11 protein-coding genes are annotated in these 12,948 nt (G+C 71.1%); 5 read left to right on the top strand and 6 right to left on the bottom strand.

Annotated elements, in window-relative coordinates; all coding sequences use genetic code 11:
- Positions 1 to 14: 14 nt before the first annotated feature.
- A complete protein-coding gene (locus EIZ44_RS37405) occupies positions 15 to 2,084 on the bottom strand; it encodes a prolyl oligopeptidase family serine peptidase (RefSeq protein ID WP_167754397.1) in 2,070 nt (689 codons plus the stop codon).
- A gap of 186 nt (positions 2,085 to 2,270) precedes the next feature.
- Here EIZ44_RS37405 and EIZ44_RS37400 point away from each other — a divergent pair, with 186 nt between their 5' ends.
- The 4 genes from EIZ44_RS37400 to EIZ44_RS37385 all read left to right on the top strand — a co-directional run bounded on the left by EIZ44_RS37400 (position 2,271) and on the right by EIZ44_RS37385 (position 7,094).
- Positions 2,271 to 3,569 carry an NAD(P)/FAD-dependent oxidoreductase gene (locus EIZ44_RS37400; protein WP_134733844.1) on the top strand — a complete coding sequence of 433 codons (1,299 nt, stop codon included), beginning with the start codon at positions 2,271 to 2,273 and terminating at the stop codon, positions 3,567 to 3,569.
- Between the two features lie 72 nt (positions 3,570 to 3,641).
- On the top strand, positions 3,642 to 4,862 hold the full coding sequence (locus EIZ44_RS37395) for a PucR family transcriptional regulator (protein WP_134733843.1): 1,221 nt from the start codon (positions 3,642 to 3,644) through the stop codon (positions 4,860 to 4,862).
- 98 nt (positions 4,863 to 4,960) lie between these two features.
- Positions 4,961 to 6,637, top strand: a complete 1,677-nt coding sequence (locus EIZ44_RS37390) for a DUF885 domain-containing protein (RefSeq protein ID WP_167754396.1) — start codon at positions 4,961 to 4,963, stop codon at positions 6,635 to 6,637.
- A gap of 40 nt (positions 6,638 to 6,677) precedes the next feature.
- Complete coding sequence (locus EIZ44_RS37385; protein WP_134733841.1) at positions 6,678 to 7,094, top strand: hypothetical protein; 417 nt, start codon at positions 6,678 to 6,680, stop codon at positions 7,092 to 7,094.
- A gap of 28 nt (positions 7,095 to 7,122) precedes the next feature.
- Here EIZ44_RS37385 and EIZ44_RS37380 read toward each other — a convergent pair whose 3' ends face one another.
- The 5 genes from EIZ44_RS37380 to EIZ44_RS37360 are packed head-to-tail and all read right to left on the bottom strand — an operon-like array spanning position 7,123 to position 11,769.
- Positions 7,123 to 7,875, bottom strand: a complete 753-nt coding sequence (locus tag EIZ44_RS37380) for an HpcH/HpaI aldolase family protein (RefSeq protein ID WP_205673425.1) — start codon at positions 7,873 to 7,875, stop codon at positions 7,123 to 7,125.
- Entirely contained in the window at positions 7,872 to 8,636 is a 765-nt protein-coding gene (locus EIZ44_RS37375; RefSeq protein WP_238604786.1) for an SDR family NAD(P)-dependent oxidoreductase, read from the bottom strand. The genes EIZ44_RS37380 and EIZ44_RS37375 overlap by 4 nt, the downstream gene beginning before the upstream one ends.
- Positions 8,633 to 9,934, bottom strand: a complete 1,302-nt coding sequence (gene hisD / locus EIZ44_RS37370; protein ID WP_134733839.1) for a histidinol dehydrogenase — start codon at positions 9,932 to 9,934, stop codon at positions 8,633 to 8,635. The genes EIZ44_RS37375 and hisD overlap by 4 nt, the downstream gene beginning before the upstream one ends.
- Positions 9,935 to 10,660, bottom strand: coding sequence for an alpha/beta fold hydrolase (locus tag EIZ44_RS37365; protein WP_240691523.1), 726 nt, complete (start codon positions 10,658 to 10,660; stop codon positions 9,935 to 9,937). It lies immediately after the preceding gene.
- Positions 10,627 to 11,769 carry a cupin domain-containing protein gene (locus tag EIZ44_RS37360; protein ID WP_037820025.1) on the bottom strand — a complete coding sequence of 381 codons (1,143 nt, stop codon included), beginning with the start codon at positions 11,767 to 11,769 and terminating at the stop codon, positions 10,627 to 10,629. Before EIZ44_RS37360 ends, EIZ44_RS37365 begins: the two co-directional genes overlap by 34 nt.
- A gap of 151 nt (positions 11,770 to 11,920) precedes the next feature.
- Here EIZ44_RS37360 and EIZ44_RS37355 point away from each other — a divergent pair, with 151 nt between their 5' ends.
- Complete coding sequence (locus EIZ44_RS37355) at positions 11,921 to 12,913, top strand: LacI family DNA-binding transcriptional regulator (RefSeq protein WP_134733838.1); 993 nt, start codon at positions 11,921 to 11,923, stop codon at positions 12,911 to 12,913.
- Positions 12,914 to 12,948: the final 35 nt, after the last annotated feature.

The raw sequence follows: 12,948 nt of genomic DNA, 5'->3' as shown, positions 1-12,948 counted from the left end.
CGGATGCATGCAGCTCAGCGGTCCGCGCGCGGCACCATGCCGAACCGCTTCATCAAGAAGGCGAGCCAATGCGTCGTGTGGGCGACGCCTTCGGACCGGCTCGTCGCGGTTCCGTGCCCGACGTTTTCCCACACCCGCAACAGGATCGGCGCGGCAGCCCGCGCCGCGGCTTGCGTCCGGGCGATGAACTTGCGGGTCGGGCCCGGCGGGCACGCGACGTCGGCACCCCCGGCGTGCACGTAGAGGGCGGGGTACGCGACATCGGGCCGGACGAGTTGGTACGGCGACATCTGGGCTAGCCGGGCGATGTCCTTCGGGTCGGCCAGGTCGCCGAATTCGGCGGTGACGGCGAACCGGCCGTAGGGGTGCCGGTGGCATCCGATGAGGTCAGCGACCGGGCATTGGGCCACTACCGCCGCCCACAGCTCCGGCCGTTGCGTGAACGCGGTCGCGGCCATGACCCCGCCGTTGCTCCAGCCGGTCACCGCGAGCTGGTCCGGAGAGGTCACGCCGCTGGCGACAAGGTGTTCGGCGATGGCGTAGAGGTCGTCGTAGCTGTTCTGCTTGTTCTCGACCCGCCCGGCGTCGGCCCAGTCGGATCCGAGATCGCTGCCACCGCGCTGGTGGGAGATCACCAGGGCGCCGCCGGCCTCGACGAAGGCCGCCACCGGGCCTGGGAACTGCGCTGGCCACGAGACGCGGCCGCCGCCGTACGCGGTGATGAGAGTCGGCAAGGTTCCGTCCGCGCCGTCCGGGAGGACGAGGTGGTACGGCACGCGGGTGCCGTCCCGGGACTCCGCCCAGCGGAGCGAGACAGTCGCGCCCGCGAGGTGCACGCGCGGCGAGCACAGCGTCTCGACCTGGGGCGAGCCCAGGCGGTAGCGGTAGAGGCCGGGCGAGGAAACGGGAGTGGAGAACAGGAACACGAACTCGTCCGGATGGCCGTCGGGGGCCAAGCCGGCTGTCGGCAGGACCTCCAGCGGCAGCGCGCCCCGGCCGGGAAGCGGGACTTCCTCCAGCTCCCGTCCGTCGCGGTCGAAGACCCAGGCGCGGGCCTCGGCGTCGACCGACCCGGTCACCACCAGGCGGTCGCCGACCAGCCTGAGGTGGCTGAGCACGCGACCGGATTCCGGGACCAGTTCCGTCCAGGTCGCCGGATCGGACGGAACGGCCGCGTCGAACGGGATCGCGACGATCCTCCCCCGCGGTGCTCCGTGGTTCGTGACGGCGACATACCGGTCACCGTCGATCACGCCTGCCACCGACGAGTCGAGCCCTCGGACGAACGGCCGCCACGTCCGCTGCGGCAATTCGCAGACATACTCCGGAAGCGGCCACACAGCGGTCACCACGGCGCGCTTGCCGTCCGCGGATACCTGGACGGTCGGCGCGTGCACGACATCGACCGGTTCGGGCTCGCTGGCCGGTTCGCCGCCGACGACGTGAAAATAGGCCCGGAAGGCGAACGCCTCGGAGGTCAGGTCGCCGGCCGTGTAGAAGAACCCCGAGCTGTCCGGCAGCCACTGCGGGACGACCGTCGGCCCCATCGTCGGCTGCGGGATCCGGTCCGGCAGCCGTTCGCCGGTTTCCGTGTCCAGCAACCAGATCTCGGCGAGTTCCGAGCCGCCCTCGCACACGCCCAGCGCGGCGATCCGGCCGTCCGGGGAGGGCACGAACCAGGAGATCTGCCGGGTTCCGTCGGCATTGGGGTCATACAGCACCCGACCGGGGCCGTCCGAGAGGTCGGATACGACGAGCACCGCACGGTCCGGGTAGTCCGGCCCGGGGCCGCGGTCGAGGCGGAACCAGCGGCCGCCGGCGAAACGCGGGGCCGGCTCCACCATCCAGTTGGCCGAGCCGGTGCCGTCCGCGACACAGCGGTCGACCGAAGCGCGGAGCGCGGCCAGATGGGGCCAGTCTTCGACGAACGCGTCGGTGAGCGAGTTCTGCGCTTGCTGCCACGCTTCGCTTTCCTCGCCGTCGTCTTCCAGCCAGCGGTAGGGATCGGGGAAGCTGAGGCCCGCGACCGTGTCCTGCGCGTCGACAGTCCGCGCCACCGGGTAGTCCAGCTGTTCGTCGGCCATCACTCGATCCTTCCGCCTAGCCGGTGTCCGTTGTGGACGGATCCACTGTGCCCCGCGGCCGCCCGGATTCCGAACGACAGGTGGCGCGCAAGCAGGTCGATCGCCGCGACACATGTCGATCGCGGAACCGGGTTCCCGCGCGCCAGAATCGGCAGCACTGAGCACCTGAACTGCGGAGAGGCCACGATGAATGCGGATGCCGTTGTCGTCGGAGCGGGGGTGATCGGGTCGGCGGTTGCGCTGGAGCTGGCCCGGGCCGGGCGCCGGGTGGTGGTGGTCGACCGGGCCGCGGCGGCGGGCCAAGGCTCGACCAGCGCGTCCAGTGCCGTGATCCGGTACAACTTCTCCACCCTGGCCGGCGTGACGACGGCCTGGGAATCGCACTTCTGCTGGTCGTCCTGGGCCGATCACCTCGGCCACGACGTCGGGGACCTGGCCCGGTTCACGCGCAGCGGCATGGTCATGCTCGACGTGGACGCCGCTCCGCGCGCGGGTTGGCTGCCGCTGTTCGACGAAGTCGGCGTTCCGTACGAGGAGTGGGACAGCGCGACGCTGTCGCGGCGGCTGCCCGGGATCGACAACGGTCGCTACTGGCCGCCGAAGCGCATCGAAGACGACCAGTTCTGGTCCGACGCGGCCACGACGCTCGGCGCGGTCTACACCCCGGACGCTGGTTACGTCAGCGATCCGCAGCTGGCCGCGCAGAACCTGGCAGCGGCCGCGGCGAAGGAGGGCGCGGAGTTCCGGTTCCGCGCGACGGTCGCCGGCGTGGAGTCGGAAAACGGCCGGGTCGGCGCGGTCGTGCTGGCGGACGGAACGCGGATCGCGGCCCCGGTGGTGGTGAACGCGGCGGGGCCCTGGTCGGGCAAGCTCAACCGGATGGCCGGGGTCGGGTCGGACTTCGCCGTCTCAGTGCGGCCGATGCGCCAGGAGGTCGCCCACGTGCTCGCCCCCGAGGGCTATCACCCGAGCGGCGGGGTCGGGCCGTCGGTCGCGGACATGGATCTGGGCACGTACTTCCGCGGCGAGGTCGGCGGCGGGCTGCTCGTCGGCGGGACCGAGCCGGAATGCGATCCGTTCCAGTGGCTCGACGATCCCGACGACGCCGATCCGAACCCGACGATGGCCGTGTTCGAAGCACAGGTGACGCGCGCGGCCCGCCGATTGCCGGCGCTGCGCGTGCCGAACCGGGCACGTGGGGTCGTCGGCGTCTACGACGTGGCCGACGACTGGACGCCGATCTACGACCGGACCGAGCTGCCCGGGTTCTACGTCGCGATCGGCACGAGCGGGAACCAGTTCAAGAACGCGCCGGTCGTCGGCCGCCTGATGAGCACCCTGATCGAGCAGGTCGAAGCCGGAGCCGACCACGACGCACACCCAGTCCAGTACACCGGTGCACACACCGGCCTGCCCATCGACCTCGGCGCGTTCTCCCGTAAGCGGAAACACCACCAGAACAGCTCCGGAACCGTGCTCGGCTGACCGCGCTCCTCTGTGGACGGTGGTAGCGTCGGTGCTCGGCACGGAAGAGCGCGCGAAGCGGAATGGACGCCCATGTCCGACGGTGACCTCCAGTCCATTGTGGACGAACTGGCCGAGCGCCTGCACCGCTCGGTGGCCATCGACGACCCCGCGATCCGTCTCCTCGCGGCCAGCCGCCACTTCGGCGACGAGGACGCCGTCCGGGTCGGCTCGGTGCTCAACCGGGCCGTGCGGCCCGAGATCACCGCCGGTCTCTTCGCGCTGGGCATCGCCGGCTGGACCGAACCCGGCATCGTCCGCGTCGAGGGGGCCAAGCCGCGATTGTGCGCGCCGGTGCGGTGCAACGGCATGCTGCTCGGCTACCTGTGGCTCATCGACGAGGACGGCTCGTTCAGCGAGTCCGAACTGTCGGCAGCCGCAGCCGCCGCGGAGGCCGCCGGCTCCGTGCTTTACCGCAGGCTGCTGCTGCACGAGCGGTCGAAGGCACGGCACGAGGGCATCCTGCGCGAACTCGTTTCGCCCGATGCCGACATGCGCGCGCAGGCGATCGCGGACCTGCGGGCCGAGCAGTTGTTCGGCGAGGACCGTACCTGCTTCACCGTCCTCGCGGTGCAATGCCGCGTGTCCGGAGCAGCCGCGCCGCCGCAGGAAGTCGCCTTCGAAGCGGCGATCGAGGAGGGCGTGCGCACCGTCGTGGACGACGTCGCGCTGATGGTGGCCAACCGCTCACGGGGCTGGCTTCTCCTCGTCCAGCGGCAACCGCCGGCGCGCGCTCTCGTCGACGCGATCGCCGAGCGGATCACCAGCCGGTTCCAGCGGCTGACCGACGGCGCCGCGCGGCCCGTCGCCGGTCTCGGCGGAACCGTCACCGAACTCGACGCTGTCCTCGAGTCGTATCAGCAGGCGTCGCTGGCGGTGCGGGCCGCGTTGCTGCTGCCCAGCGTCGGCGACCTGGCCCGCTGGGGCGAACTGGGACCCTACGAACTGCTGCTGAAGCTGCCGCCGGACGACCTGCGCAGCAGTGCCCGGGTTCCGGCACTCCAGGCCCTCGATCGAGAAGACCGGCACCACGTCCTGCTCGACACACTGACCGCGTTCTTCGACCACGGCGGCAACATCCAGCGCACCGCCGACACGCTGCGCGTGCACCGGGCCACGCTTTACCAACGGCTCAAACGGATCGAGCAGATCACCGGATGCAGCCTCGACGACGGCGACGACCGGCTCATGCTGCACCTTGGCCTCAAACTGCGCCTGCTCGCCTCCGCGTACGACGACCGGCTCGGCGGCTGACCGGCGCCGGCGCCCGCGACAAACGCGCAGCATCTCCCGCGCAAGACGCGACCGTTGTTGATTCCGGGCCCGCCGCGACCGGCGATACGTTCGCTGGCATGGCAGAACCGAGCGATCCGACTCGTCACCTGGCCGACGAGCTGTGGGCACATCTCCAGCGCACCCAGCCGCACTTCGCGCTGCACGCCGGCGAACCGGTCACGCAGCTTCCCCGCGGCACGTACGAGGAAGCGAGCGAAGCCGCCGCGCTGGGCCGGCGGATTCTGGCCGGACTCGACCGGACCCCGGAGTCCGATGTGGACACTTCCCTCGCCGCTGTCGTCCGTGCGCTGGCCACCCAGCTGGCCGGAGCCGACGAGGATTACTGGTGGAGCTTCCCGGTCGCGCCCTACCAGAGTTTCGGCTGGACCCTGTACGGCCAGCAGGTGTTCCGCCCGTTCGCCTTCACCGCCGGCGACGAGGCGAAGCGCTATCTGTCCCTCGTCAACGACTTCACGCACACGATCAAGGCCGCGCACGCCAAGCTCATCGGCCAGGCCGAACAGGGCATCGTGCTGCCGCGCCCCGCGTTGCCCGGCTTCCTGGCCGCTGTCCGCGCACATCGGGCCGCCGCGGCCGAATTCTTGCGGCCTGCGGAGTCCCGCCTGGCTGACCTCGATCCCGCGACGCGCACGATGCTGACCGACGGCGTCGACCGGCTTGTCGCCGACGACCTCTTGCCCGCCTTCGACGCCGTTCTCGCGCACCTGGAGGGACCGGGCGCGCAGAGCGCCGTCGACGGCATCGGCCTCGGCCAGTACCCGGGCGGGCATGAGGCCTACCGCCGGTTGGTGCGCCACTACGCCACCTACCCCATCGAGCCTGAAGAAGTCCACGAACTCGGTCTGAAGGCCGTCGCGGAGCTCACCGAGCAGCTGGCCGAAATCCGCCGCGAGGTCGGCTTCGACGGCGACGAGACCGCCTACCGAGCCGTCCTCGAAGCCGACCCCCGTTTCCACGCCCCCTCCCCCGAACACGTCGCCGACACCTACCGCAGGCACATCGACGCGATCGAACCGCTGCTCGACCAGTGGTTCAGCGTCCGGCCGCGGGCCGCCTTCGGCGTTCAGCGGCTCGACCCGGAGCTGGAAGCGGGCATGACCTTCGGCTACTACGAGCAGCCGATCGCCGCGAATCCGGTCGGCCGCTACCGGTTCAACGGATCCGGCCTCGCCGGCCGCGCGCAGATCTCGGCCGCGGCGCTGATCTTCCACGAGCTCGTGCCCGGCCACCACTTCCACCTGGCCCGCCAGGCCGAGGACGCCACCCTGCACCCGCTCCAGGGGCAAGCCGCCGCGGAATCGCTCGGTGCCTACTGCGAAGGCTGGGCCGAGTACGCCGCCTCGCTCGGCTTCGAAATGGGCCTGTTCAGCGACCCGTGGGACCGCTACGGCGCCTGCCTGCACCAACGGTTCGTGGCCCAGCGGCTGGTCGTGGACACCGGCCTCAACACACTCGGCTGGTCCGAGGACAAGGGCCGCGAATACCTGTCCTCGACGACCATGGAGTCGCCGGCCCAGGTGTCCACCGAAATCCTGCGGTACGGCACCGATCTGCCTGCCCAGTCCCTGTCCTACCGGCTGGGTTTCGAGAAGTTCTGGGAGCTGCGCCGCACCGCTGAACGCGCGCTCGGCAGCCGATTCGACGTGCGGGAGTTCCACGAAACCGTGCTGGGACAAGGCACTCTCCCGCTCACCGCCGTCGAGCTCAATGTGCGGGCTTACGCGAACCGCTGACCCGACCGTGCCAAGAACCCGACCCGAATCAGGAGGTCCCGTGCCTGCCTCGATGTTCATGTCCCCCGAACACGTCGCCCGGATGAACGAACTGCTCGCTGCTTCCGCCGAGGTCCGGGCCGCGTGCGCGGACCTGGACCGGGATTGCGAAATAGCCTACGAATTGAGCGACGGCCCGTCCGGCACCGTGCATTGGGTGCTGCGCTTCGACCGCGGCCTCGGCGCGCGCTTCTCCCTCGAACCGTCGCCGCGGGCCGACATCACGTACTTCGGCGACTGGGCGGACGTCATCCGGACCAGCCGGGCTGCGCACGCCGGCGAACCGGTCGAGGAGAACCTGAAGGAATCCGGTGACGCGTCCGTCCTCGAACGAGTCGCCCACGCCTACGCCACCGCCCGCCGGGTCGCCACGGTGCCGGTCGAATTCCCCGACGTGGGCCCGGCCGAGGCGCGATGAACGCACCTCGGCCGGAACTGACGTCGCGTTACCGGTCCGCGGTCCGCGCCCCGGTGAGGTCGCCGAGAGCGTGGAGCAGCACGTGCGCGAGGTTGTAGACCACCGCCCCGGGCGGTGCCTGCCGAGCCTGGTCCACGGTTCCCACGATGCTGGTCATCGGCTTGCCCGCGCTCTTCGCCGCTGCCGCGACCGCGTCCAGTGCGCGCCCGACGGCCGGTTCGGCGGCACCGCCGGGCAAACCGAGGGATACCGCCAAATCGGCTGGCCCGACCAGCACCGAATCGACTCCGGGGACCGCGAGAATCTCGCCCGCCGCCGCGCACGCTTCGGGCGTTTCCAGCATCGGCACGACGACAGTGGTTTCCGCCGCCGTCTCCAGATGCTCAGCACTGGTGCGGGCACCGAACCGGCCAGCTCGGCTGTAGGTCGCGAAACCCCGCTGCCCGAGCGGCGAGTAATGCGCGGCGGCGACCGCGGCGCGGGCCTGGTCCACGGTGTCGACGTGCGGCACGATCACGCCGTCCGCGCCCAGGTCGAGCACCCGCAGGACCAGCGCCGGTTCCGCCGCCCCCACCCGGACCAGCGCGCCCATGCCGTGTGCTTGCGCGGCGACGAGATGCTGCTGTAGGGGCACCAGGTCGGCCGGTCCGTGTTCGCAGTCGAGCACGACGAAATCCAGCCCGGCCACCCCGGCCATCTCGACCAGCGTCTCCGACGGCAGCCGCAGCAGCCCGCCGAGCAGCCGTTCCCCGGACCGCAGGCGTTGTTTGAGCGTGGTCACCGCGCCACCATTCCCGCCGACAGGTCGATGTCCGCCGCGCACAGGCCAGGCATCGCCAGCATCGCGAGCACCGCGGCGGCTACCTCGGACTCGGTAACCATCCGGCCCAGTGCGGCGCGGCCCGTGAACGCGCGTTCGGCTTCGGCGTAAGTGACGCCGGTGCGTTCCGCCTCCAACCGGAAGTTCCGTTCCATCCGCGGGCCCTCGACCGGCCCGGGCGACAGGGAGTTCACCGCCACCCCGTACGGCCCGACCTCGCCGGCGAGCGTGGCCGTCAAGCCAAGCACGGCCATTTTCGAAGCACAGTACGGCGTACGGCGCAGGAGCGGCCGTTTCCCGCTCACGGAAGCGATGTTGACAACGTCGCCCGCGCCACGCGCCGTCATCGCCGGCAGAAAAGCGCGGCACACCAAGTAAACCCCGCGGACATTGACGCCGAACACCTCGTCCCACTCCTGCGGTTCGACCTCGACGAGCGGCTTCACCGGCCCCGCGACCCCGGCGTTGTTGACCAGCACCGAGATCTCCTCGTCCGCGAGTTCCTCGGCGAGGGCGGTGACCGAACGCGGATCGGCGACGTCGCACACCGCTGCCCGGCCCGGTCCGGACAGCGCCGCGACCGTGGCATCGAGGGCGTCCCGCCGCCGCCCGGTCACGACAACCCGCGCGCCGGCCGCTGACAGCGCGCACGCGATCGCGCGCCCGAGCCCGTTCCCGCCGCCGGTGACGAGCGCGGTCCGTCCCGAAAGCGACGCGGTCACGCCGGGTTCCAGGAAAGCTCGCTCCGCCGGAACTCCGCCGCGCGCACATCGCCGGACCGCGCGTGGCCTTCGAACAACTCCACCCGCGCCGCGCGTCCGCAGACTTCGCCGAGCCGCACACTCGACTCGCTGCTCGTGACTTCCTGATAGGTCACCGTCTTCAAATACTTCCCAACCCACAACCCGCCGGTGTAGCGGGCGGCGCCGCGCGTGGGCAGGACGTGGTTGGTGCCGATCACCTTGTCGCCGTAGGACACGCAGGTGCCCGGGCCGAGGAAAAGCGCGCCGTAGTCCCGCATCTTCGTCAGCGCCTGACGCGGCTGCTCGGTAAGCACCTGGACGTGCTCGAACGCGTAGGAGTCCGCCAGCGCGAACGCCTCGTCGAGGTCGTCCACGACATGGATCTCGCCGTGGTCGCGCCAGGCCGGGGCGGCGAAGTCATGGGTCGGCATGCCCGGCAGCAGCGCCTCGACGTGCTCCAGCACCTCCCGCGCGACGTCCTCGGACGTGGTGATCAGCACAGCCGGGGAGTCCGGGCCGTGTTCGGCCTGGGACAGCAGGTCCACCGCGACGACGAACGGGTCGGCCGTGTGGTCGGCGACGATCAGCACCTCGGTCGGGCCGGCGAACAGGTCGATCCCGACCTCGCCGAACAGCTGCCGCTTCGCTTCGGCGACATAAGCGTTGCCCGGCCCGGCGATCAGGTCGACGCGCCCGACGGTTTCGGTCCCGACCGCCAGCGCGGCGACCGCCTGCACGCCGCCGAGGAGGTAGATCTCGTCGGCGCCAGCCAGATGCATGGCGGCGACGGTCGCCTCCGGCACCTCACCGCGGATCGGCGGCGTGCACGCGGCCACCCGCGGCACCCCGGCCACCTTCGCGGTCACGATCGTCATGTGCGCGGAGGCGGTCAGCGGGTAGCGGCCGCCGGGCACGTAAGCGCCCGCGGCGGCGACCGGAACATGCTTCTGTCCCAAGTGGACACCCGGAAGAGTCTCGATTTCGAACTCCTGCAACGAGTCCCGCTGCCGCTGCGCGAAAGCGCGCACCTGATCCTGGACGAACCGGATGTCGTCGAGCACCTGCCCGGGCACCCTGGCGACGATCTTCTCGATCTCCTCGGGCGAAAGCCGGAACGACTCGGGCGACCACGAGTCGAATTTCTCCGAGCACTCGCGGACCGCGGCGTCGCCGCGTTCGCGGATGTCGGCGATGATCGCGCGGACCCGGTCGCCGACGTCGGTGCGGCCGGCCGCGACCTGCTCGGCGGGGACAGCGGATTTCAGGGTCTTGGGCATTCAGGACTCCTTCGAGAATGGGGAAAGACTGCACAGCCAGTCGGTCAAGGACGACGCCACGACACCGGGCGCCTCGAGCGTCAGCAGGTGCCCGGCTTCCGGAAGCACCCGCAGCACGGAATTTCGCGCCCGCGCGGCGATCGAACGGTGAAATTCGGGTGGGCACAAGCGGTCCTGCGCCCCGGAGACGACGAGCACCGGACAGGACAGGCCCGCCACCGCGGCGTGCGCGTCCCGCCGGGTCGCCTGGGCGGCGAGCTGGGCGCGGAACACGCCGGGCCCGATCCGCCGCGCCATGGCGAGGAAACGCCGTTCCAGCACCGGATCCGGGCCGGAGAACATCGTCGGGAGGATTTCCTCCGCGACCACGTCGTCGAATTCCCCGGCGAGCGTGCGGCGGTCGAACGCGGCCCAGGCGGCGAGTTGCTCCGCGGTCGGCGCGCCGGCATTGGTCGAGACGGCACAGAATCCGGCGAGCCGCTCCGGCGCCCGGCGCGCGACCTCGAACCCGGCGATCGCACCGAGACTCAACCCGGCGAGCACGAACCGGCCCTCGACCGCGGCCAGGATCTGCTCGGCCATGCCGCCGATGTCCGGCTCCGTGATCTCCGCGTAGACCACTCGCCCGGGCAGCCGCGGCCAGACCTCGGCGTCGCACAGCATTCCGGGGACCAGCACCACCGGCAGGTCAGTCACCGGCCTGCCGCGCGCGGCAGCAGATGCCACGGCGCGAGGTAACCGTTGTGGTCCAGGCCGACGCCCGCGTCGGCAGCCGCCTTCACGACCTCGTCGTCCCAGTCGAGACGCACGCGGCCGTCTCCGCCGTTGACGACCAGCAGCGTCGCCCGCTCGTCCGACACGTTGCGGACACTGCGCCACGCGCCGCGCGGCACGGAAACCATGTCCCACGGGCCGAGCCGCACGCTCGTCTCGTCGTGCCGGTTGAGCGTGACCTCCCATTCGCCGTCCTTGACCAGCAGCACCTGCGTTTCGTCGTGCCGGTGCAGCGGGATGCCTTCGCCGGGCTCGGCGCGCAGCCACGCGACGTTGTGCCCGTGCGGGTTGTAGATGGGCGGTTCCTGGTCGCGGTCTTCGGTCATGCCGAAGCCGATGACCGGGGCCAGTTCGGCGCGCCCGCCGGGCACGGCACCGCCCAGCAAGGCGTGCGCGGACCACTGCAGATCATCGGCCGTGGCCACGCGGCGGCGCAGCTTCGCCGCGTCGTAGGACGGCAGGGCGGCGATGTCGGCCGGAGCCATCGGCTGGACCAGTTCCGCGGCGTCGGGCGGTTCGTCGCCGGCGAGAGTGTCGATCAACCGGTTGTCCGCGGTCAGGTGCAAGCCGTGCCTGCCCGCCTCCCGCAGCACCGACGGGCCCCAGATGATGCCTCCGGTGTCGTCGTGGCCCAGCACGGTGAACAGCCAGCCGTCGTCCGGGCCGATGTTGGTGAACCCGCGGAAGATCCACGTCGGGATCGAGGCGATGTCGCCCTCGCGCAGCACCAGTTCGCCTTCGTCGCCGTCCGCGCCCCAGCGGAGCAGGAACTCGCCGCGGAAGCACAGGAACACCTCCGCGGTGAAATGCAGGTGCAGGTTGTTGGTGATCCCGTGCGGCATCGCCGCCGCCCCGATGCTGAACCCGTGCGGCTCGCGCAGGTTCACCACCTGGTCCGCGTTCTGGGTCACCCCCGGGCCGATCATCGAGTAGTTCTCCTTGCGGTCCGACCCCGGCGTCCGGCAGTCGATGAACGCCTGGTCGCAGGACACGAAATCGGTCCGCCGGATCGTCCGGCGGGCCAGCTCGCCCGCCGTCACCGGCCCTTCGTCGGTACGCATGGCACCCCTCCGAAACCTGGTTGTTTATACGTATGCATACGACCATCGCCGCCGGATTCTGTCAAGACGCTCCAGCGTCAGGCCTTCGCGCGGGCGGTCCGGAATTTCCGCTAGGATCCGTATGCACGCCCGTTGCGCGGAAGAGGAGCGGATGTCGATCACGAGTCATGACGTGGCCCGGCTCGCCGGGGTCTCGCAGCCGACCGTTTCCCGGGCGCTGCGCGGGGACCACCGGGTTTCGGAGGCCACCCGCACCCGCGTGCGCGAGGCGGCGGACGCGCTCGGCTACGTGCCGAGCGAAGCCGGCCGGAGCCTGGCGACCCGGTCGACGCACTGCGTCGGGGTGGTCGTCACGGATCTGACCAACCCGTTCTACCCGCATCTGATCGGGCCGCTGCACGACACGCTCGAACAGCACGGCTACCGGATGATGCTCTTCGCCGAGCGCAGCGAGGCCGCGCTGGAGACCGAGCGGCTGCTCGACCGGTCGATCGACGGGGTGGTGCTCACCACCGCGGTGATCGGCTCCGGCCTTCCGGCCGAACTCACCCGGCGCGGGCTGCCGTTCGTCTTCCTCAACCGGGAGACCGGCGCCGGCAACGCGGACGCCGCGGTGGTGGACAACGAGGCGGGCGGGCGGCTGGTCGCCGAGGAACTGCTGCGGCTGGGCCACACCGACATCGCGCTGATCGGCGGCCCGGCCGAGACGACGACCGGACGCGACCGCGAGCTCGGCTTCCGGATCGGGCTGTCCGAGGCGGGCGTCGGCCTGCCGCGCCGCCGCGTCCGGCAAGGCCCGTTCGACCACGGCACCGGGTACGAGGGACTGCTCGACCTGATGGCGGAAAACCCCCGGCCCACCGCGGTGTTCTGCGGCAACGACGTCATCGCGATCGGCGCGATCAACGCGGCCCGGCGCCTCGGCATCGACATCCCGGGCGACCTCACCGTCATCGGGTTCGACGACCTGCCGATGGCCTCCTGGGAGACCTTCGATCTGACGACCGTCCGCCACGACTTGGACGGCATGGCCAAGGCCGCGGCGGGCCTGCTGGTCGACCGCCTCGCCGGAAACAGCGAAGCACCGCGGCGGACCGTGTTCGCCCCGTCGCTGGTGCCCAGGGGAACGCACGCGCCGCGGTGAACCCCGCGCCCGCCGCGGCGGCGGACGCGGGGCCC

Origin of the sequence: Amycolatopsis nivea (assembly GCF_004522235.1) — a bacterium.
GTDB lineage: Bacteria > Actinomycetota > Actinomycetes > Mycobacteriales > Pseudonocardiaceae > Amycolatopsis > Amycolatopsis nivea.
This window is presented reverse-complemented; position numbering and strand designations above follow the sequence as displayed.

Bases quoted from the DNA above. Each gene is read 5' to 3' on its own strand.
- EIZ44_RS37405 (WP_167754397.1), bottom strand. From the start codon at position 2,084: ATGGCCGACGAACAGCTGGACTACCCGGTGGCGCGGACTGTCGACGCG.
- EIZ44_RS37400 (WP_134733844.1), top strand. From the start codon at position 2,271: ATGAATGCGGATGCCGTTGTCGTCGGAGCGGGGGTGATCGGGTCGGCG.
- EIZ44_RS37395 (WP_134733843.1), top strand. From the start codon at position 3,642: ATGTCCGACGGTGACCTCCAGTCCATTGTGGACGAACTGGCCGAGCGC.
- EIZ44_RS37390 (WP_167754396.1), top strand. From the start codon at position 4,961: ATGGCAGAACCGAGCGATCCGACTCGTCACCTGGCCGACGAGCTGTGG.
- hisD (WP_134733839.1), bottom strand. From the start codon at position 9,934: ATGCCCAAGACCCTGAAATCCGCTGTCCCCGCCGAGCAGGTCGCGGCC.
- EIZ44_RS37360 (WP_037820025.1), bottom strand. From the start codon at position 11,769: ATGCGTACCGACGAAGGGCCGGTGACGGCGGGCGAGCTGGCCCGCCGG.
- EIZ44_RS37355 (WP_134733838.1), top strand. From the start codon at position 11,921: ATGTCGATCACGAGTCATGACGTGGCCCGGCTCGCCGGGGTCTCGCAG.